General features: G+C 64.2%; 21 protein-coding genes and 2 pseudogenes. 19 read left to right on the top strand and 4 right to left on the bottom strand.

Annotated features, from left to right (window positions below):
• Positions 1-97 precede the first annotated feature (97 nt).
• From Q1A36_RS08345 to Q1A36_RS08295, 11 genes and pseudogenes are all read left to right on the top strand, one after another.
• Positions 98-871 carry an amino acid ABC transporter substrate-binding protein gene (locus Q1A36_RS08345; RefSeq protein ID WP_299841957.1) on the top strand — a complete coding sequence of 258 codons (774 nt, stop codon included), beginning with the start codon at positions 98-100 and terminating at the stop codon, positions 869-871.
• Positions 871-1,545, top strand: a complete 675-nt coding sequence (locus tag Q1A36_RS08340; RefSeq protein WP_299841954.1) for an amino acid ABC transporter permease — start codon at positions 871-873, stop codon at positions 1,543-1,545. The genes Q1A36_RS08345 and Q1A36_RS08340 overlap by 1 nt, the downstream gene beginning before the upstream one ends.
• Complete coding sequence (locus Q1A36_RS08335) at positions 1,542-2,312, top strand: amino acid ABC transporter ATP-binding protein (protein WP_299841951.1); 771 nt, start codon at positions 1,542-1,544, stop codon at positions 2,310-2,312. The genes Q1A36_RS08340 and Q1A36_RS08335 overlap by 4 nt, the downstream gene beginning before the upstream one ends.
• A 93-nt stretch (positions 2,313-2,405) precedes the next feature.
• Positions 2,406-2,990 (top strand): S-(hydroxymethyl)glutathione synthase, encoded by a 585-nt coding sequence (gfa, locus tag Q1A36_RS08330; RefSeq protein WP_299841948.1) that lies wholly within the window; start codon positions 2,406-2,408, stop codon positions 2,988-2,990.
• An 81-nt stretch (positions 2,991-3,071) separates the two neighbouring features.
• A complete protein-coding gene (locus Q1A36_RS08325) occupies positions 3,072-4,199 on the top strand; it encodes an S-(hydroxymethyl)glutathione dehydrogenase/class III alcohol dehydrogenase (protein ID WP_299841945.1) in 1,128 nt (375 codons plus the stop codon).
• Between the two features lie 77 nt (positions 4,200-4,276).
• The gene (locus tag Q1A36_RS08320) at positions 4,277-4,909 is read left to right on the top strand and encodes an ATP-dependent Clp protease proteolytic subunit (RefSeq protein WP_101753117.1); all 633 of its coding nucleotides are present in this window, start codon (positions 4,277-4,279) and stop codon (positions 4,907-4,909) included.
• Between the two features lie 174 nt (positions 4,910-5,083).
• Complete coding sequence (gene fghA / locus Q1A36_RS08315; protein WP_299841939.1) at positions 5,084-5,926, top strand: S-formylglutathione hydrolase; 843 nt, start codon at positions 5,084-5,086, stop codon at positions 5,924-5,926.
• A 167-nt stretch (positions 5,927-6,093) separates the two neighbouring features.
• A pseudogene (locus Q1A36_RS08310) lies at positions 6,094-7,890 on the top strand (methanol/ethanol family PQQ-dependent dehydrogenase); the annotation flags it as partial.
• Positions 7,891-8,128: 238 nt separating this feature from the next.
• Positions 8,129-8,776, top strand: a complete 648-nt coding sequence (locus tag Q1A36_RS08305) for a c-type cytochrome, methanol metabolism-related (protein ID WP_299841933.1) — start codon at positions 8,129-8,131, stop codon at positions 8,774-8,776.
• Positions 8,776-9,588: a substrate-binding domain-containing protein gene (locus Q1A36_RS08300; RefSeq protein WP_299841930.1), complete on the top strand. Its 813-nt coding sequence runs from the start codon at positions 8,776-8,778 to the stop codon at positions 9,586-9,588. Before Q1A36_RS08305 ends, Q1A36_RS08300 begins: the two co-directional genes overlap by 1 nt.
• Positions 9,585-10,124 carry a rhodanese-like domain-containing protein gene (locus Q1A36_RS08295; RefSeq protein WP_366141557.1) on the top strand — a complete coding sequence of 180 codons (540 nt, stop codon included), beginning with the start codon at positions 9,585-9,587 and terminating at the stop codon, positions 10,122-10,124. Before Q1A36_RS08300 ends, Q1A36_RS08295 begins: the two co-directional genes overlap by 4 nt.
• Here the strand turns inward: Q1A36_RS08295 and Q1A36_RS08290 are convergent.
• Positions 10,099-11,034: a YncE family protein gene (locus Q1A36_RS08290; RefSeq protein WP_299841927.1), complete on the bottom strand. Its 936-nt coding sequence runs from the start codon at positions 11,032-11,034 to the stop codon at positions 10,099-10,101. The two genes, Q1A36_RS08295 and Q1A36_RS08290, sit on opposite strands and share 26 nt — an antisense overlap.
• Positions 11,031-11,585 (bottom strand): SRPBCC family protein, encoded by a 555-nt coding sequence (locus tag Q1A36_RS08285; RefSeq protein ID WP_299841924.1) that lies wholly within the window; start codon positions 11,583-11,585, stop codon positions 11,031-11,033. Before Q1A36_RS08285 ends, Q1A36_RS08290 begins: the two co-directional genes overlap by 4 nt.
• 178 nt (positions 11,586-11,763) lie before the next feature.
• Here Q1A36_RS08285 and Q1A36_RS08280 point away from each other — a divergent pair, with 178 nt between their 5' ends.
• The 6 genes from Q1A36_RS08280 to Q1A36_RS08255 are packed head-to-tail and all read left to right on the top strand — an operon-like array spanning position 11,764 to position 16,656.
• Positions 11,764-12,954: an ABC transporter substrate-binding protein gene (locus Q1A36_RS08280; protein WP_299841921.1), complete on the top strand. Its 1,191-nt coding sequence runs from the start codon at positions 11,764-11,766 to the stop codon at positions 12,952-12,954.
• Positions 12,955-12,962: 8 nt separating this feature from the next.
• On the top strand, positions 12,963-13,922 hold the full coding sequence (locus Q1A36_RS08275) for a YVTN family beta-propeller repeat protein (RefSeq protein ID WP_299841918.1): 960 nt from the start codon (positions 12,963-12,965) through the stop codon (positions 13,920-13,922).
• Between the two features lie 28 nt (positions 13,923-13,950).
• Entirely contained in the window at positions 13,951-14,505 is a 555-nt protein-coding gene (locus Q1A36_RS08270) for a hypothetical protein (RefSeq protein ID WP_299841915.1), read from the top strand.
• 17 nt (positions 14,506-14,522) lie between these two features.
• Positions 14,523-15,245, top strand: coding sequence for an ABC transporter ATP-binding protein (locus Q1A36_RS08265; protein WP_299841913.1), 723 nt, complete (start codon positions 14,523-14,525; stop codon positions 15,243-15,245).
• Positions 15,242-16,063 (top strand): ABC transporter permease, encoded by an 822-nt coding sequence (locus Q1A36_RS08260; protein WP_299841910.1) that lies wholly within the window; start codon positions 15,242-15,244, stop codon positions 16,061-16,063. The genes Q1A36_RS08265 and Q1A36_RS08260 overlap by 4 nt, the downstream gene beginning before the upstream one ends.
• Positions 16,064-16,077: 14 nt before the next feature.
• Positions 16,078-16,656, top strand: coding sequence for a hypothetical protein (locus Q1A36_RS08255; RefSeq protein WP_299842275.1), 579 nt, complete (start codon positions 16,078-16,080; stop codon positions 16,654-16,656).
• Between the two features lie 67 nt (positions 16,657-16,723).
• Here the strand turns inward: Q1A36_RS08255 and argC are convergent, their stop codons facing one another.
• Positions 16,724-17,641: an N-acetyl-gamma-glutamyl-phosphate reductase gene (argC, locus tag Q1A36_RS08250; RefSeq protein WP_299841908.1), complete on the bottom strand. Its 918-nt coding sequence runs from the start codon at positions 17,639-17,641 to the stop codon at positions 16,724-16,726.
• Positions 17,642-17,899: 258 nt separating this feature from the next.
• Here argC and Q1A36_RS21460 point away from each other — a divergent pair.
• Both Q1A36_RS21460 and Q1A36_RS08245 read left to right on the top strand, forming a co-directional pair.
• Positions 17,900-18,025: pseudogene (locus Q1A36_RS21460) on the top strand (hypothetical protein); the annotation flags it as partial.
• A gap of 27 nt (positions 18,026-18,052) precedes the next feature.
• Positions 18,053-18,940 carry a hypothetical protein gene (locus Q1A36_RS08245; RefSeq protein WP_299841905.1) on the top strand — a complete coding sequence of 296 codons (888 nt, stop codon included), beginning with the start codon at positions 18,053-18,055 and terminating at the stop codon, positions 18,938-18,940.
• Between the two features lie 72 nt (positions 18,941-19,012).
• Here the strand turns inward: Q1A36_RS08245 and ugpC are convergent, their stop codons facing one another.
• The gene (ugpC, locus tag Q1A36_RS08240; RefSeq protein ID WP_299841902.1) at positions 19,013-20,107 is read right to left on the bottom strand and encodes a sn-glycerol-3-phosphate ABC transporter ATP-binding protein UgpC; all 1,095 of its coding nucleotides are present in this window, start codon (positions 20,105-20,107) and stop codon (positions 19,013-19,015) included.
• Positions 20,108-20,116: the final 9 nt, after the last annotated feature.

Here is a 20,116-nt window from a genome sequence, read left to right as displayed (position 1 = left end):
GGCAAACGCTGATCCTTTCTGTTTAACTTCCCGGAATCTCCCCTTGCGAGTGGCAGACAGTCGTCACATCTGTCTGCTGAAAATTAAGGAGTTTCCGATGCTGAAACCGCTGTTTGCCGCGCTGGCCCTGACCGCTGCCAGCCTTGCCCCCGCCAGTGCCGAGACCATCCGGGTCGGCATGTCGGGCGGCTATTTCCCCTTCACCTTCACCGAACAGGACAAGCTGCAGGGCTTCGAAGTCGACTTCATGAATGCCATTGGCGAAGTCACCGGCGACGAGATCGAATTCGTCACCATGTCCTTCTCGGGCCAGGTCGGCGCGCTGGAATCGAACCGCATCGACACCATCGCCAACCAGCTGACCATCACCCCCGAACGCGAGGCGAAATTCGTCTTCACCCAGCCCTATGTCTATGACGGTGCGCAGGTTGTCGTGCGCGAGGGCAACGAGGTCGGGATCAACAGCACCGACGATTTGTCGGGGAAATCGGTCGCGGTGAACCTCGGCTCGAACTTCGAGGAACTGCTGCGCGGTCTGCCCAATGCCGCCGATATCGACATCCGCACCTACGAGTCGAACATCGAGCAGGACGTTGCCCTTGGCCGCGTCGATGCCTTCGTGATGGACCGCGTGTCCACCGCACAGGTCATCGCCAAAAGCCCGGCGCCGCTGGAACAGGCGGGCCAGCCCTTCAGTGAGATCCGCAACGCGCTGCCCTTCCGCAATGACGAGGCCGGGATTGCCATGCGCGACAAGGTCGATGCCGCCATCACCACGCTGAAGGAAAACGGCAAGCTGGCCGAGATCTCGCAGAAATGGCTGGATGCCGATGTGACCCGGCCGGCCGGTGAGGCCGCCCCCGCCAACTGATGCGCGGACTCGACCTCGATTACATGGCCGGCCTTGTGCCGGTCATTCTGGGCTATGTCCCCAAGACCATGGCGATGGCTTCCGTCGCCATGGTTCTTGCCTTGCTGCTGGCGGCACTCTTGGCCATCGTGCGGGTACTGAAGCTGCCGGTGATCGACCAGTTCGTCGCCGTCTTCATCAGCTTCTTCCGCGGCACGCCGCTGCTCGTCCAGCTGTTCCTGTTCTATTACGGCCTGCCGCAGCTGATGCCGACGCTGTCCAAGATCGACGGCGTGACCGCCGCGATCATCGGCCTGACGCTACATTTCTCGGCCTATATGGCGGAATCGATCCGCGCCGCGATCCTTGGCGTCGACCGCAGCCAGTGGGAGGCCGCCGAGTCGATCGGCATGACCCGTGCCCAGATGCTGCGCCGGATCATCCTGCCGCAGGCCGCCCGCATCGCCGCGCCGACGCTGATGAACTACTACATCGATGTCATCAAAAGCACCTCGCTGGCCTTCACCCTCGGCGTGACCGAGATGATGGGCGCCGCGCAGAAAGAGGCCGCCGGCAGCTTTCTCTATCTCGAGGCCTTCCTAGTAGTCGCGGTCATCTATTGGCTGCTGGTCGAGGCGCTGTCGTTTGTGCAACGCGCGCTGGAACGCAACATGCAGAAGGCCTTTGCCCGATGACCACCGATTGCCACATCAGCATCGCCGGGCTGACCAAGCGCTTCGGCACCAATACCGTGCTGAACGACATCAACCTGAACCTGACGCCGGGCGAGCGCGTGGCGATCATCGGTCCCTCCGGCACCGGCAAGTCGACGCTGCTGCGTTGCCTGAACTTTCTTGACCGCCCGGATGCCGCCCGGATCACCATCGGCGATCTGTCGGTCGATGCGGCCAGCGCGACCCGGGCCGAGATCCTCGCCCTGCGCCGCCGCACCGGCTTCGTCTTTCAGAACTACGCCCTCTTCGCCAACAAGACCGCCCGCCAGAACATCACCGAGGGTCTGGTCACGGTGCGCGGTTGGTCCCGCTCCAAGGCCGATGCCCGCGCAGACGAGGTGCTCGCCAGCATCGGCCTGACCGACAAGGCCGACAGCTATCCGGCGGCGCTCTCGGGCGGCCAGCAGCAGCGAATCGGCATTGGCCGCGCGATGGCGCTGGACGGTGATCTTCTTCTCTTCGACGAGCCGACCAGTGCGCTCGACCCGGAATGGGTGGGCGAGGTGCTGGATCTGATCCGGCAGATCGCCGATGGCCGCCAGACCATGCTGATCGTCACTCACGAGATGCAATTCGCCCGCGAGATCGCCGACCGGGTGGTTTTCATGGAGGGCGGCCGCATCGTCGAACAGGGCCCTCCGGCGCAGATCTTCGATGCGCCCGAGGATGAGCGCACACGGGCGTTCCTGCGCCGCGTGACCGCCGGAAACGGCAACGCCGAGGGGTAAGCCCCGGTCACGCTACAACCTTTCTCTGACTTGTGTGAGACCCCGTTCCGGCATCAGGCTGACTTCCCATGAAGCCTAGGGAGGAAACGGGCCATGGCTAGCACTGATGGGGTCACCATTCACCCAGCCGTCGATCACGGCGTCAAGAATGGCAATCCGAATTTCGGTGGCGGGGAACTGACCTGCCACTGCGCCAGCAATCCGGTCAAGGTCCGGGTCGGGGCACAGACGGCGCATAACCATGTCTGCGGCTGCACCAAGTGCTGGAAGCCCGATGGGGCGGTGTTCAGCCAGGTGGCCGTGGTTGGCCGTGACGCGATCGAGGTGGTGCAGGGCGCCGAGAAGCTGGAGATCGTCAACAAGGATGCACCGATCCAGCGCCATCGCTGCAAGGATTGCGGCGTTCACATGTATGGCCGGATCGAGAACAAGGACCATCCCTTCTATGGCCTCGATTTCGTCCATACCGAACTGTCATCCGAGGATGGCTGGTCGGCGCCGGAATTCGCCGCTTTCGTCAGCTCTGTCATCGAATCGGGTGTCGATCCCTCGCGGATGGACGGCATCCGGGCGCGTCTGCGCGAACTGGGGCTGGAACCCTATGACGCGCTGTCGCCGCCCTTGATGGACGCCATCGCCACCCATATCGCCAAACGCTCGGGGGCCTTACCGGCCTGACCGATCTGGGCAGAACTAACCCCTGGGGGCCGCGGAAACCGGCCCCCTCGGCCATGAACACACCCGAAGGAGTTGCTAGACATGAGAACCCGCGCCGCCGTCGCCATTGAAGCCGGCAAACCTCTTGAGGTGATGGAGATCAATCTCGAAGGGCCGAAGGCCGGCGAGGTCATGGTCGAGATCAAGGCAACCGGTATCTGCCATACGGATGAATTCACCCTCTCGGGCGCCGATCCCGAGGGCCTGTTCCCCTCGATCCTTGGTCACGAGGGTGCGGGGATCGTGGTCGAGGTCGGCCCGGGCGTCACCTCGGTCAAGCCGGGCGATCATGTCATCCCGCTTTACACCCCCGAATGCCGGCAATGCGCGTCCTGCCTGTCGGGCAAGACGAACCTCTGCACGGCGATCCGCGCGACGCAGGGGCAGGGGCTGATGCCCGACGGCACCACCCGCTTCAGCTTTCTCGATGGCCGGCCGATCTATCACTACATGGGCTGCTCGACCTTCTCGAACTATACCGTGCTGCCCGAGATCGCGCTGGCCAAGGTCCGCGAGGACGCGCCCTTCGACAAGATCTGCTATATCGGCTGCGGCGTGACCACCGGCATCGGCGCGGTCATCAACACCGCCAAGGTCGAGATCGGCGCCAAGGCCGTGGTCTTCGGCCTCGGCGGCATCGGGTTGAACGTGCTGCAGGGCCTCAGGCTGGCGGGTGCCGACATGATCATCGGCGTCGACCTGAATGACGGGCGCATTCCGATGGCGGAACGCTTTGGCATGACCCATTTCATCAACCCGACCAAGGTTGACAACGTGGTGCAGGAGATCGTGAACCTGACCAAGACGCCCTTCGACCAGATCGGCGGGGCGGATTACAGCTTTGACTGCACCGGCAACGTCAAGGTCATGCGCGACGCGCTGGAATGCACCCATCGCGGCTGGGGTCAGTCGATCATCATCGGCGTGGCACCGGCAGGGGCCGAGATCAGCACCCGCCCGTTCCAGCTGGTCACCGGCCGGGTCTGGAAGGGCACGGCCTTCGGGGGCGCGCGCGGGCGGACCGATGTGCCGAAGATCGTCGACTGGTACATGGACGGCAAGATCGAGATCGACCCGATGATCACCCACCTGCTGACGCTGGACGAGATCAACAAGGGCTTCGATCTGATGCATGCGGGTGAATCGATCCGCTCGGTCGTCCTTTACTGATCCTTCATCGCTGCTTAGGTAGATATACGGCGGGGCCACTGGTCCCGCCGTCGCCTTGAGATGTGAAGGAGAGCAGGATGACGCGGCACATTTGGCTGGACGACGAAGACGAAGACGAGGGTGACGACCGCCGCGACGAGAAAAGCGAGGGTCTGGGCCTGCCCGAAGGCGACAATATGGGCAAGCTCTACTTCAAGTCCCGCACGGTGATCGTGGCGGGCGAGATCAATGACAAGCTGGCGCAGCGCACCGTGGCGCATCTTCTGGCCCTTGCGGAAGAAAGCGACAAGCCGATCAACATGCTGATTTCCTCGCCCGGCGGGCATGTGGAATCGGGCGACATGATCCATGACGTGATCAAGTTCATCCGTCCCGTGGTGCGCACCATCGGTTCGGGCTGGGTGGCTTCGGCCGGGGCGCTGATCTTTGTCGGCGCGCAGCGGCAGAACCGCTTCTGCCTGCCCAACACCCGCTTCCTGCTGCACCAGCCCTCGGGCGGCATCGGCGGCACCACCTCGGACATGATGATTCAGGCCGAGCAGATCCGGCTGATGCGCGAGCGTCTGAACCAGATCATGGCCGACGCCACCGGCCAGACGGTCGAGCGGATCGAGAAGGACACCAACCGGGACTTCTGGCTGAACACGCAGGAGGCCGTGGATTACGGCCTGGTCGGCAAGATCATCCGCAGCGTGACCGAACTGGATTGACGCAGTCGGGCGGGGCGTCGCCGATGCCCCGCCCCGCCGCAATCCGGCCAATGCCCTCCCTTTGGCGCAGAAGGCCGGTTTTTCCCTTGCAGGCGCTGCGCCTCGCGCGTCATCTCGGCCGGACCATGGCCCGCACCTGCCGGCCAGGATGGCAAACTGACCAGGGGGAACGCCATGACCATCAGCTATGAAACCGTGTCCGAGAACCGCAGCTTCGGCGGGGTGCAGGGCGTCTATTCCCACCAGTCCCAGGCCACGGGCACCAAGATGACCTTCGGCCTCTACCTGCCCGAAGAGGCCGAGCACGAGCGCGTGCCGGTGCTGTGGTACCTATCTGGCCTGACCTGCACGCATGAGAACGCCATGACCAAGGCCGGGGCGCAGGAATGGTGTGCCCGGACCGGAATGGCGATCATTTTCCCCGACACCTCGCCGCGCGGCGACGGGGTGGCGAATGACGATGCCTATGACCTGGGGCAGGGCGCGGGCTTCTATGTCGATGCGACGCAAGAGCCGTGGAAGCCGCATTTCAAGATGTGGCATTACATCACCCATGAACTGCCCGAACTGGTCTTCGGCAATTTCGCCCTGGACCGCGAGGCGCAGGGGATCACCGGCCACTCCATGGGTGGGCACGGGGCGCTGACCATCGCCATGACCTTCCCCGAACGCTACAAGTCGGTCTCGGCCTTCGCGCCGATCGCCCACCCCTCGGAATCCGACTGGGGCAGGAAGCAGCTGGGCGCCTATCTAGGCCCCGACAAGGCAGCCTGGGCGGCGCATGACTCGACGCTGCTGATGCGGACGCGCGGCTATCCCGGCGAGGTGCTGATCGATCAGGGCAGCAAGGACCAGTTCCTGGACCTGCTGAAGCCCGAGGCGCTGGCCCTTGCCATGGCCGAGCGGCGTCAGCCCGGCCAGTTCCGGATGCAGGAAGGCTATGACCACAGCTACTTTTTCGTCCAGACCTTCATGGGCGATCACGTGCTGTGGCACGCGGAGCGGCTGGCCCGATAGGGCTTGCCGGATATTCCCGATATGCCTGCCAAACTGACCCATACTTTATGGGGAATTGCCGGTGTGGTGGATTGACGCATGAGCGCCCCCGTCCAAGACTGACCCATGGACAGCCGCTGCCTCGGAGGAGGGTTGCGGACGACTGATCCGATGGTGGAGGAAAATCTATGAAATATCTGCTGACGGGCGCCGCCGCGGCCATACTTCTTTATGGCACGGCACTCTTCGCGAACGAGAGCGTCCTTACCGAGACCGGCAAGCCCGAACAATGGGCGATCCAGACCGGAGATTATGCAAATACCCGCTATTCCGAGCTTGACCAGATCAACAAGGACAACGTGAAGGATCTTCGCGTCGCCTGGACCTTCTCGACCGGCGTGTTGCGCGGTCACGAAGGTGGCCCGCTGGTCATCGGCGATGTCATGTATGTTCATTCGCCCTTCCCCAACAACGTCTTTGCGCTGGATCTGGCGAATGACGGCAAGATCCTGTGGACCTACAAGCCGCAGCAGGACCCCGAAGTCATTGCGGTCATGTGCTGCGACACCGTCAACCGCGGTCTGGCCTATGCCGATGGCATGATCCTGCTGCATCAGGCTGACACCACACTGGTCGCGCTGGATGCCAAGTCGGGCGAGGTGAAGTGGTCGGTCAAGACCGGAGATCCGGCTATCGGCGAGACCAACACCGCGACCGTGCTGCCGGTGAAGGACAAGGTCATCGTCGGCGTCTCGGGCGGCGAATACGGCGTGCGTGGCCGGGTGACGGCCTATAACCTTGCCGACGGCTCGGAAGCGTGGAAAGCCTATTCCACCGGCCCGGATGCCGAGATGTTGGTCGACCCGGAAAACACCATGGTTCTGGGCAAGCCGATCGGCGCCGACAGCTCGATCAACAGCTGGGAAGGCGACCAGTGGAAGATCGGCGGCGGCACCACCTGGGGCTGGTTCTCCTATGACCCCGAGCTGAACCTGATGTATTACGGCACCGGCAACCCCTCGACCTGGAACCCGGCGCAGCGTCCGGGCGACAACAAGTGGTCGATGACCATCATGGCCCGTGATGTCGATACCGGCATGGCCAAGTGGTTCTACCAGATGACGCCCCATGACGAATGGGACTTCGACGGCGTGAACGAGATGATCCTGACCGACCAGGACTTCAACGGCACCCCGCGCAAGCTGTTGACCCATTTCGACCGGAACGGCCTCGGCTATACGCTGGACCGCGAGAGCGGCGAGCTGCTGGTGGCCAACAAGTATGACCCGGCGGTCAACTGGACCAGCGGCGTCGATATGGACCCGGCGTCGGAAAACTATGGCCGTCCGGCCGTGGTGGCCGAATACTCGACCGAGCAGAATGGCGAGGATACCAACTCGACCGGCATCTGCCCGGCGGCCCTCGGCTCCAAGGACCAGCAGCCGGCGGCCTTCTCGCCCAAGACCAACCTGTTCTACGTGCCGACCAACCACGTCTGCATGGACTATGAACCCTTCCGCGTCGCCTATACGGCCGGTCAGCCCTATGTGGGCGCCACGCTGGCCATGTATCCGGCTCCGGAGAGCCATGGCGGCATGGGCAACTTCATCGCCTGGGACAACGTTGCGGGCGAGATCAAGTGGTCGCTGCCGGAGCAGTTCTCGGTCTGGTCGGGGGCGCTGGCTACCGCCGGTGACGTGGTCTTCTACGGCACGCTGGAAGGTTATCTGAAGGCGGTCGATGCCAATACGGGTGAAGAGCTTTACAAGTTCAAGACCCCCTCGGGCATCATCGGCAACGTCATGACCTACACCTCGGGTGGCAAGCAGTATATCGGCATCCTCTCGGGCGTCGGTGGCTGGGCCGGGATCGGTCTGGCGGCTGGTCTGACCAACCCGAATGACGGTCTGGGCGCCGTGGGCGGTTATGCCGCGCTCAGCGACTATACCGAACTGGGTGGTCAGCTGACCGTGTTCGAACTGCCGGGCGACGCGCCTGCCGCCGACGCGGCATCGGCCGAACCTGCGGCAGAACCTGCTGCGGAGGCGGCGGCTGCCGAGGCTCCGGCCGAAGCCGAAGCTCCGGCAGAGGGTGAGGCACCGGCCAGCAACTAAGACTTTGGTCCGTCAGACCAAGATTGATCTCTACAAGAGCCACCCCGAGGTTATGCTTGGGGTGGCTTTTCGCTGAAAGGATGTGAACGGTTTGAGGAGGAAACCCCACATGCAGATTACAGGTCCGCTCGCGCTCATGGCGCTTGGGCTGGTCATGGCCGGCCCGGGGCTGGCACAGACCAGCGGCACGACAGAGACCCCGCCCGCCGAGGCAGCCCCCGAGGCAGAGGCTGCCGCCGCAGACGCGGTGCCGCCGCCCACGGAAACCGAACCGGGCGCGGACGTGACCGCCGAAGGCAATCACATCCTGCCCAATGGCATGGACATCACCGCCGACTACATGGAGAACGGTCGCTGGTATAACGCCGAGGGCATCCCGACCTTCAAGATCGACGACGACGTGGTCGATTACGCGGTCTTCTCGGGCTATCGCCGCTATCACGCTGAATGCCATGTCTGCCACGGGCCCGACGGCGAAGGCTCGACCTATGCGCCGGCGCTGAAGGATTCGGTGCTGAAGATGGACTATTACCAGTTCCAGGAGATCGTCGCTTCGGGCAAGAAAGAAGTGAACGCGGCTGCGAACCAGGTGATGCCAGCCTTTGCCACCAACAAGAACGTATGGTGCTATGTCGACGACATCTACGTCTATCTGCTGGTTCGCGGCACCGACTCGGTCGCCCGTGGCCGTCCGGCCAAGAAGGCCGACAAATCCCCGGAATTCACGGCGCAGGAAGATGCCTGCATGAACGGCTGATGCGCGGCGCTGCCATCGCCCTGAGCCTCATCTGTGCCGTCGCCAGCCCGGCGGCGGCGCAGGTGGCCGACCTGCGCTCGACCACGTCCTTGCGGGTTTGCGCCGACCCGGCGATGAAGCCGATGTCGGCCGAGGATGGATCGGGATTCGAGAACAAGCTGGCCGAGCTTTTCGGGCAGCTGCTGAACTTGCCGGTGACGTATACTTGGTTTCCCTCGGGCACAGGCTTCATCCGCAAGACGCTGCAGGCGGGGGAATGCGATGTGGTCATGGGCTATGCCCAGGGCGACGAGCTGGTGCAGAACACCAACCATTACTACACCTCGATCTATGGCATCGTGACCCGCAAGGATGGCGACCTGGCCTCGGTCGACCATCTGGCCGACCCGGCGCTGAAGGATCACGAGCTTGGCGTCATCGCCGGCACGCCCCCGGCGACCATCATGGCGCGGGCAGGGTTGGCGAAGGACCTGCGCGGCGGCGATCTGACCGTCGACCGTCGTGTCGAGGACCCGGTGGGCGACATGATCCGGGGGGTCAAGGACGGCACGCTGGACGCCGCCGTGCTGTGGGGCCCGCTGGCCGGGCCGCAAGTCAAGGCCGATCCCGAGTTGCAGTTCACGCCCCTTCTGAAGGAAACCGCGAGCCCGAAGATGTTCTACCGCATCACCATGGGCGTGCGCCTGCCGGAACAGGAATGGAAGCGCGAGCTGAACAGCCTGATCCGCCGCAATCAGGACCAGATCAACGCCATCCTGGCCGAGGCCGGCGTGCCGCTGGTCGATGACTATGGCAAGGAATTGCTCAATTGATCCTGCGCGCCGCCATCCTGGGTCTGGTGGCGGCGCTGGCCCAGCCTGCCCTCGCGCAAACCTCGGGGTTCGAGATCTACCGGGGCGAGCCCTATAACGCCAAGGTGCCCGACCGGTTGAAGGGCGCCGAGACCATCGATGCCGATACCGCCATCGCGCTGCACGATCAGGGCGTGGGTTTCATCGACGTCTATCCCCGTGTGCGCAAGCCCGAGGGCCTGCCCGAGGGCACCATCTGGCGCGAGCCGCGCCATGACACCATCCCGGGCGCGATCTGGCTGTGGGATACCGGCTATGAACGCCAGTCCGAGGCCGAGAGGGCGCGGCTGGAAACAGGGCTGGACCGGGCAACGGGCGGCAACAAGACCGCGCCGGTCGTTGTTTTCTGCCGCGCCGATTGCTGGATGAGCTGGAACGCCGCCAAGCGCGCCGTGTCATGGGGCTATACCGGTGTGCGCTGGTTCCCCGAAGGCACCGACGGCTGGCAGGCGGCGCTGGGGGCCGATCTGGTCAGGGCTGAACCTGCCGACCCGTGAATGTGCCAAAGGCGCGCGGACCGGCGGGCAGCTCGATCTCGGCGGTGACGTCCAGCGTCGCGGCATCGATGATCTGCAAGGTATCGCTGTCCCAGTTCGCCACCACCACGCCGCTGCCATCGGGCAGGGGGGCGATGCCCTCGGGATAGTCGCCGGTGGCAACCGTGTCGATGACGGCCAGCGTCTCGGGATCGAAGACCGTCACGGTCGAGCCATACTGATCGGTCACAAAACCGCGCCCTCCGGCAAAGGCCACGGCATAGGGATGGCTGCCGGTCGGCAGGCTGCCCAGCAGCTTGCCTGCCTGTGGGTCGATCACCGACAGGCTGTCGCCCTGCACATCGGCGGTCCAGATACGACCGTCATGCCAGGTGATGCCAAAGGGATGCGGTCCGGCTGTCTTGACCTGATGCAGCCGCTTGCCGCTGGCGGCCTCAAAGATACTGACCGCATCCGCGTCCCGATCCGCTGTCGCCACCAGCGCGCCATCGGGGCTGGTGGCGATGCCGGCGGGCGCGGCCCCGGTCTCGGCCTGCCACAGCGTCTCGAGATCGACCCCAAGGCGCATCAGCCGCCCGCCATACCAGTCGGCGACATAGACCGCGCCCTGCGGCCCGGTGGCAATGCCAAAGGCACCCTCGCCCAGATCCAGCGTGCCGGTGATGGCACCGGATTCGTCCAGCACGGTCAGCCGTCCGGTATCGGCGGAAATGACGAAGGCCCGGGCGGTGGCGGGGTCATAGGCGACCGGAGCGGGGGCGCCCTCGACGGTCGTGGTCGCGATCACCTCGCGGCGGGTCAGGTCGATGACGCTGACCGCATTGCCGTTCTGCGAGGTGACGAAGGCCAGATCCCCGGCCAGCGCGGCCGGGGCAACAAGCGCAAGGGCGGCCAGCGCCGCCCTGATCATTCGACCTTGCCGAACTTCTCGGCCAGCGCATCCAGCCCGGCCTGATAGACGCCGGTCACGGCTGCGGTGGCATCGTCATCGGTCTGGCCGGCAGGTGGGTCGTTGTTCGGGAAGCCGCGATAGTAGCCGCCCTTCCAGACCACCTCGGCCTTCCCATCCTTGTCATTGACCTGCAGCGTCGAGGAGTAGTTGGTCACCGGCAGAACCTCGACCGCGACCTCGGTGATCATGTATTTGTAGCTGCGCTTTTCAGGATTCACCGCCATCAGCTGCTCGGTGATGGTTGGATCGCCGCTGTCGGCCTTCAGGTGCAGCACCCGGGTCGACTCATCCGGCAAATCCGCCGGCGCGCCCTCGGGGACCATCTCGGTCGAGGCGACGGCCGGGTGCCAGCTCATGTCGCCAAAATTGCCGATGGCTGCCCAGACCTCGTCGGGCGTGGCATCGAGCACCACCGACAGTTCGGTCTTCAGCCGAGACGGGCCATGCGCGCCCGCCACCGTTGCCGCCGCGAAGACGATTCCCGCGGCCAGCGCCGCAATTCTTGCCATCATCGTGATTGTTCCTCCCACCACATCGGGCGAATGTCCTGCGCCGAAGGATGCGCGCGCCGTCGCGGCACGTCCATCCGACAAAGGGATGAGCCAAACATTCCCGAGCCGTCCGGGAACGATTGCAGGCTTGTCACAAGCCCCCTCTGGCAGACACGATGGTTCGGGGAGGGGCCTGATGTTTCAGAGAATCATCATACTTTTGGCGGGGTTGGCCGGGTTCGCGCTGCCTGCTGTGGCCCAGCAGGCAGCAGAACCGGTTCTGATCCGCTCGGCGGTGCTGCGGGTGGACAATCCCGGCCTGCCGCCGATTTCCCGGCTGGAATTGCCGACCGAAGACCTGGGCTTCGCCGGCGCGCGGCTGGCGATCGAAGACAATGATACCACCGGCCGCTTCATGGGGCAGGATTTCGAGGCGGTCGAAGTGGTGGCCACGCCCGAGACGGCGGCGGCGGAACTGGACAAGCTGATCGGCGAGGGCATCCAGTTCGTCGTGGTGCTGGCTGATGACCCGGTGACGCTGGCCTTGGCCGATCAGGCGGGCGACCGGGCGTTGATCCTGAATGCGCTGGCGCGGGGCGACAATCTGCGCGGCGCCGATTGCCGATTCAACACCGTACATGTCGCGCCCAGCCATGCGATGATCGCCGATGGTCTGGCGCAGTTCCTGGTATGGAAGCAGTGGCAGAACTGGTTCCTGATCAAGGGCAGCCACCCGCAGGACGAGGATCTGGCGCAAGCCTTCCAGCGCGCCGCCATCAAGTTTGGCGCCAGGATTGTCGAGGAGCGGGTCTTCGAGGATACCGGCGGCGCGAGGCGCACCGATTCCGGCCATGTCCAGGTGCAGAAGCAGATGCCGGTCTTTACCCAGCGCGCGCCCGAACATGACGTGGTGATCGCCGCCGACGAGGCCGACATCTTCGCCGCCTACCTGCCCTACCAGACCTGGGACCCGCGCCCGGTGGCGGGCTCCTCCGGACTGGTGCCGCGCAGCTGGCATCCGGCGATGGAAGCCTGGGGCGCGACCCAGTTCCAGAACCGCTTCGAGAAACTGGCCGGCCGACAGATGCGCGAGGCAGACTACCAGGCTTGGCTGGCGCTGCGGATCATCGGCGAGGCGGCGACGCGCCAGCAATCCGCCGATCCGGCGGTGCTGAAGGATTTCATCCTGTCGCCCGATTTCGACGTGGCCGGGTTCAAGGGCCAGAAACTGACCGTCCGCGACTGGGACCACCAGCTGCGCCAGCCGATCCTGCTGACCACGGGCCTGTTGATGGCCAGCGTCAGCCCGCAGGAGCAGTTCCTGCACCAGACCAGCGCGCTGGACACGCTGGGGATCGACCGCCCCGAAACCGAATGCTCGTTCTGAGGTTTGCCATGAAACACGCCCTTGTCCTTACCCTCTGCCTTGCCGCCAGCCCGGCGCTGGCCAACCGAGTCTTCGTGACCAATGAAAAGGGCAATGACGTGACCGTCATCGACAGCGAGACGATGGAGGTGATCGGCAGCTATCCCGCCGGCAACCGCCCGCGCGGCATCACCATCAGCCCTGATGGCAAGGAACTGTATGTCTGCGCCAGCGACGACGATCTGGTGCGGGTGTTCAATCCCGAGACGATGGAAGAGACCCATACCCTGCCATCGGGTCCCGACCCCGAGCTGTTCGTTCTGCACCCCTCGGGCAACCCGCTCTACATCGCAAACGAGGATGACAATCTGGTCACCGTGGTCGATACCCAGACCCACAAGGTGCTGGCCGAGATCCCGGTGGGGGTTGAACCCGAGGGCATGGGCGTCAGCCCGGATGGCAAGTATGTCATCAACACCTCGGAAACCACCAACATGGCGCATTTCATCGATACCGAAAGCTTCGAGATCGTCGCCAATGTGCTGGTCGACAGCCGCCCGCGCTTTGCCCAGTACAACGACGCCGGCACCAAGCTTTACGTCACCAGCGAGATTGGCGGCACGGTCAGCGTGATCGATCCGGCGACCCAGCAGATCACCACCAAGATCGGGTTCGACATTCCCGGCGTCCTGCCCGAGGCGATCCAGCCCGTGGGCGCGCGGGTGACGGCGGATGGCAAGACCGTTTTCGTGGCGCTTGGCCCGGCAAACCGGGTGGCGGTGATCGATGGCGAGACCGACGAGGTGATCGATTACCTGCTGGTCGGCCAGCGCGTCTGGCAACTCGGCTTCTCGCCCGACCAGAAATACCTGTTCACCACCAACGGCAATTCCAACGACGTTTCGGTCATAGACGTGGCCGCGCGCGAGGTGATCAAATCCATTCCGGTTGGCCAGCAGCCTTGGGGCGTGGTCGTCGCACCGAACTAGATCCGTATTCATTCTGAAGGAGAACCCCGTGACCCGATTGCTGAGCCTGCTGTTCCTCTCCACCGCCCTGGCCCTGCCCGTGGCCGCGCAGGAAGCCGCCCCTGAAGCGACCACTGAGGCCGCGGCCCAGTCTGCCGAAGGGGCGGAGGCCGAAGCCGAGGAAGAGGAGGCGGCTGACGAGGGCGAGGGCGTGCTGCAAGCATCCGGAAAATATGATTTCGGCTTCTCGGGCATCATGGCCAGCGACAACCGCGCGCTTCTGGCGCCGCTGACGCTGAGCGCCGGGCAGCCGGTCGCCAGCGGAGAATACACCATCAAGTCGGGCGGCTATTACACCATCCACATCAATGCCGACGGCACGCAGGAACTGGCGCTGTCGGGCGGCGATTTCTTCCGCGCGGTCTGGATCAACGAGGTCGTCATCAACGATATCGAGATCCGCCCGATGGGCGTCCACAGCATCGAGTTCGACGATGCCGGCAGCGCCAGGATCAGCTTCATCGCCATCGTGCCGGGCCGCTATACCCTGTCGATCCCCGGTTCCACTGGCGAGACGCAACAGGCGGTGTTCAATATCCAGTAGCGCGCTATAGTCGCGCCATGACCCCGGCCCTTCAGATCAGCGATGTCAGCCACAGCTTCGGCCCGGTCGAGGCTCTGCGCAACGTATCGCTGAGCGTGCCGAGGGGCGGGTTCACTGCGCTTCTGGGGGTGAACGGGGCGGGCAAGACCACGCTCTTCTCGCTGATCACCCGGCTTTACAACAATACCTCGGGAAGCATCGCTGTCGCCGGCTATGACCTGCGCCGCCAGCCGGCGCAGGCACTGGCGCGGCTGGGGGTGGTGTTCCAAAGCCGTGCGCTCGATGCCGATCTGACCGTGGCGCAGAACCTCATGTATCACGCCAGTCTGCACGGCATTCCGCGCGCCGAGGCGCGTGGCCGCATCGGTGATGTGCTGGCGCAGGTCGATCTGGCCGAGCGCGCCGGGGACCGGGTCAACGCGCTGTCGGGGGGTCAGCAGCGCCGGGCCGAAATCGCCCGCGCCCTGATCCACCGCCCCGACCTGCTGCTTCTGGACGAGGCGACCGTGGGCCTCGATGTGAAATCCCGCGCTGAGGTGCTGGCCCTGACCCGCCGCCTGATCGCCGAGCGGGGCGTCTCGGCGCTCTGGGCCACGCATATCCTCGACGAGATCCAGCCCGATGACGGGCTGGTCATCCTGCACAAGGGCCAGGTGCTGGAGAACGGCCGGGCCGGGGACGTCTCGGGCGAGCGCGGGTTGACGCAATCCTTCCTCGACCTGACGGGCGTGGCGGCATGAGCGATATCGCCTTCCCGCCCCGGGCCTGGGCCACGGCCTTCCTTGGCATCGCCCGGCGCGAGACGCTGCGCTTCGTGAACCAGCGCGGCCGTTTCCTTGCGGCGCTGGTCAGGCCACTGGTCTGGCTCTTCATCTTCGCCGCCGGCTTCCGCGCGGTGCTGGGTATGTCGATCACCCCGCCCTACCAGACCTATGTGCTTTACGAGGTCTACGTGACCCCCGGTCTCTGCGCCATGATCCAGCTGTTCAACGGCATGCAATCTTCGCTCTCGATGGTCTATGACCGCGAAACCGGGGCGATGCGGACGCTGCTGGTCAGCCCGTTTCCACGCTGGTTCTTGCTGGGATCGAAGCTGGTCGCCGGTGTGATCGTCTCGATCATCCAGGTCTATACCTTCCTCGCCATCGCCTGGTTCTGGGATATCCGCCCGCCGATCTGGGGTTATGTTGCGGTGCTGCCGGCGCTGGTCCTGTCGGGGATGATGCTGGGGGCGATGGGGCTGTTTCTCAGCTCGGCCATCCGCCAGCTCGAGAACTTCGCCGGGGTGATGAACTTCGTCATCTTCCCGATGTTCTTCGCCTCCTCGGCGCTTTATCCGCTGTGGCGGATGCGCGAAAGCTCGGTCCTGTTGCACGACATCTGCGCCTTCAACCCCTTCACCCATGCGGTCGAGCTGATCCGCTTTGCGCTCTATCTGCAGGTGAACTGGCTGTCTCTGACCGTGGTCCTAGGCTGTTTGGCGGGGTTCTTTGGCGCGGCGGTCTTCATGTATGATCCGGCCAAGGGCGCCTGGGGGCGCAGGAAGGGGGCCGCATGACGCGCGTGATTGCCATGATCCTGATGCTGGGGGCAGCGCCTGCGGCCTTTGCCGCCTCGGGCACCGACCCGACCTGGCCCTGCATCCAGCGCAAGCAGCCGCATCTGTCGATCGGGCAGATGTGGACCGGGCCGCAGCCCGACGAGGCGACGACCACCCTGTCGCGTGACCCCGAGATCGCCGCACTGGCCGCCCGGCTGGAACAGCGCCGCCTGCCCATCGAGGAGGCCGAGCCGCTGATCGCGGAATTTGCCGCTGACGCCGACAATGCCCGTCTGACCGCGCTGATGCAGGCGATTCTGGACAAGATCGAACCCGAACGCAGCGCGATGATCGAAGGTATTGCCCGCTACGGCCAGAAACAGGTCGATCTGGCGAAGATGATCGAGGATCGCCGGGCGAAGATGGCCGAGCTCGAGGCCGCCACCGAGCCCGATTTCGACGCCATCGATGCCGAGGAAGCGGCGCTCGACTGGGATCAGCGTATCTTCACCGACCGCCAGCAATCTCTGACCTATGTCTGCGAAAGCCCGGTCATCCTTGAGCAGCGCGCCTTCGCGCTGGCCCGCGCCATCGCGGGCCATCTGGACTGACGCGCAGCTTCATCCGGCAGAAATATCCCGGGGGCGGCGGGGGCAGCGCCCCCGCTGAAGGTGCGGCTTACAGCCCCGCGCCCTCGTCCACGCCCAGCATGATGTTCAGGTTCTGCACCGCCGCGCCCGAGGCACCCTTGCCGAGATTGTCCAGCACCGCGATGACATTGGCGCAGCCATTGGCATCATCGCCATGGACCGAGATCTCGAGCATGTTGGTGTCGTTGAGCTTGGTCGGCACGATGCGGGTTCCCGCCTCTTCCGCCGTCACCACGCGCACGAACTGCGCGCCGCCATAGTGATCGGCCAGCGCCTGATGCAGCGAGTTGAGGCTGCGCCCGCCGCCCAGTTGCAGCGGCAGCTGAATCGCCATGCCCTGCGCGAAATTGCCGACTGCAGGTGAAAACACCGGCCGCGTCGTCAACCCGGTGCGGGCGATGATCTCGGGCAGGTGCTTGTGATGCTGGTCAAGCGCATAGATGAAATGCGCCGGGGCCTCGCCACTACCGAAATCGGCAATCATCGCCTTGCCGCCGCCGGTATAGCCGCTGACGCCGATGATCGACAAAGCCTCGTCCTTCGCCACCAGCCCGGCCGCGACCAGCGGCGCGATGACGGCGATGGCGCCGGTGGAATAGCAGCCCGGATTGCTGACATTCTTCGCCCCGGCAATGGCCTCGCGGGCGCCGGCTGCGACCTCGGCAAAGCCATAGACCCAGCCATCGGCCACGCGATGCGCCGTGGATGCGTCAATGAACCGCACCTCCAGCCCCTCGGCCAGCGCCACTGCCTCGCGGGCGGCATCGTCGGGCAGGCACAGGATGGCCACATCGGCAGAGGCGAAAGCCTCGCGCCGGGCCTCTGGGTCCTTGCGGCGGGCGGGATCGACCTGGACCAGCCAGATATCATCGCGATTCGCCAGGCGATCGCGGATCTGAAGACCCGTCGTGCCTGCTTCGCCGTCGATGAACACCTGATAGGCCATGTCCCATCCTCCTTATGAACGCCCGATCTATAGGCCGATGATCGAGGCCGCACAATGGACATGAAAATACGCCCCGCAGATCGATTTCCGACCGCAGCCGCGCGATTCGCACCTGTCCAAAAGGACCACTGTCGAGAGAAGTTTAGCGAACCTTAGTATCGGAGTCGATTCATCAGTCGAATCGGGCTCTTAATCATTCCCCCTGATTCGGCCGATCCTGACGATGCAGTGGCAGTTTTAACTTGTGGAGGTTAACGCATGAACAGAATCGACGGTACCAGCACCAGCGGAGTCGAGATCATGTTCGGGACAGAGCTCTCGGACTGGATCTACAGCTATGACGGTTTCGATATCGTCCATGGCGGTCAGGGCAAGGACATCTACACGCCTGGCAATGACGGGCAGCTGAAGATGTTCAATGATTTCGAGGATGGCAGCGATCTTATCGATCTCAGCGGCTGGGGAGTCACCAAATTCGACCAGCTCGTCGTGACCGAGGTCGAACCGGGCAAGATCAAGATCTCCACTGCCGATGGCGGACATTCGGTCTATGTCAGCCCGTTTGATGCATCGGATTCGATGGTGATCGACGCCACCGATTTCGTCTATGCTGGAACGAAAATCTACGAATATTCAACCGGCTTCGACAGCGTATCCGTCACGGCCAATGAATATGCGCTGCATTTCGGCAATGGCGGCACCAACTGGCTGAACCTCGAAGGGCTTGTCCGCGGGGCTCAAACCCGGGAGGGCGGCGTTGTGGCCATCATGGATGATGACGCCCTCGGCAACGGCACCTTCACGGTAAGGGGCGTAACCCAGCATTTCGTTGATTTCCAGAATATCCGCGGGACGAATGCCCAGGACACGCTGGTCGGCGATCAGCAGGACAATAATCTGGCCGGCCTTGGCAATGCTGATGAAATTCACGGCGGCGGCGGTGATGATCGTCTGTTCGGAAATATCGGGTCCGACACGCTCTATGGGGATGACGGCGCGGATGTTCTGAACGGTGGCGACGGCTATGACCAGATGTGGGGTGGTGCCGGAGCGGACAAATTTGTCTTCGTCAGCTTCGATACGCGCAGCGATCTTGTCCGCGATTACGAGGACGGGGTCGACCAGCTCGACATCAGCCAATGGGGCGCCGACAGCATCGACGATTTGACCCTCACCGATCTGGGCAATGGCCGCGTCCTGGTGGCGCTCGCCGATTCCTCCCTCAGCTTCGAGCTGCGCGATACCGACCGCGCGCTGCATTCTGCGGATCTGGACGGCTCGGATTTCATCTTCACCTGATCCCGACTTTCACCGCTTACAAGAACGCCCGCCGGCTGCAAACCGGCGGGCATTTTGCTGTCTGAACGGGGCTCAGTGACGATAAAGCAGCGACCGACCGTCGTGGAACAGGTGCAGTTTCTCGGGTGCGGCGGTCAGGCGCACGGTCTTGCCGCCCATGTCGCGATGGATACCCGGCAGCTTGGCGACGACCGGCGCCTTGCCGTCGGGCTGATTGGTGCCGAAGTAGTGCAGCGTCACCTCGCCCAAGGCCTCGCTGAGATCGACCTGGCCCTCGAACAGCACATCGCCCTCGGTTTCGACCATGTCCTCGGGGCGCACGCCGACGTTGACGCGCATCCCTTCGTCGCCGGGCTGGGTCGGGATGGCCGCGTGGGCGATGCCGCCGCCATCCAGCTGGACGGTGGTGGTCGCGCCGGTCTGGACGACCTTGCCGGGCAGCAGGTTCATCGCCGGGCTGCCGATGAACTGGGCGACGAATTCGGTCATCGGCCGCTCGTAAAGTTCCAGCGGGGCGCCGACCTGGGCGATGCCCCCGCCGGCCAGCACCACGATGCGGTCGGCAAGGGTCATGGCCTCGGTCTGGTCATGGGTCACGTAGATCATCGTCCGGTCAGGCATCGATGCCTTCAGTTGGGCGATCTCGATCCGCGTGGCCACCCGCAGCGCGGCGTCAAGGTTCGACAGCGGTTCGTCGAAGAGATAGACCTTGGGGTCGCGCACGATCGAGCGGCCGATGGCGACGCGCTGGCGCTGGCCGCCCGACAGGGCCTTGGGCAGACGGTCGAGGTAGGGGGTCAGCTGCAGCATCTTGCCGGCGCGGTCGGTGGCTTCCTGGATCTCGGCCTTGGACTTTCCGGCGATCTTCAACGCGAAGGCCATGTTGTCGCGCACGGTCATATGCGGGTAAAGCGCATAGGACTGGAACACCATGGCGATGCCGCGCTGGCTGGGCGGGATGTCATTCATCACCCCGCCATCGATCTTCAGCGTGCCGCCGGTGATCTGTTCCAGCCCGGCGATCATCCTGAGCAGCGTAGACTTGCCGCAGCCGGACGGGCCGACGAAGACAATGAACTCGCCGGACTTGATGTCCAGATTGATGTTCCGAAGGACATGCACATCGCCATAGGATTTGGCGACATCCTTCAAATTCAGATCAGCCATGGGCCTCCC

This window comes from uncultured Paracoccus sp. (genome assembly GCF_947487305.1).
Classification (GTDB): Bacteria; Pseudomonadota; Alphaproteobacteria; order Rhodobacterales; family Rhodobacteraceae; genus Paracoccus.
This window is presented reverse-complemented; position numbering and strand designations above follow the sequence as displayed.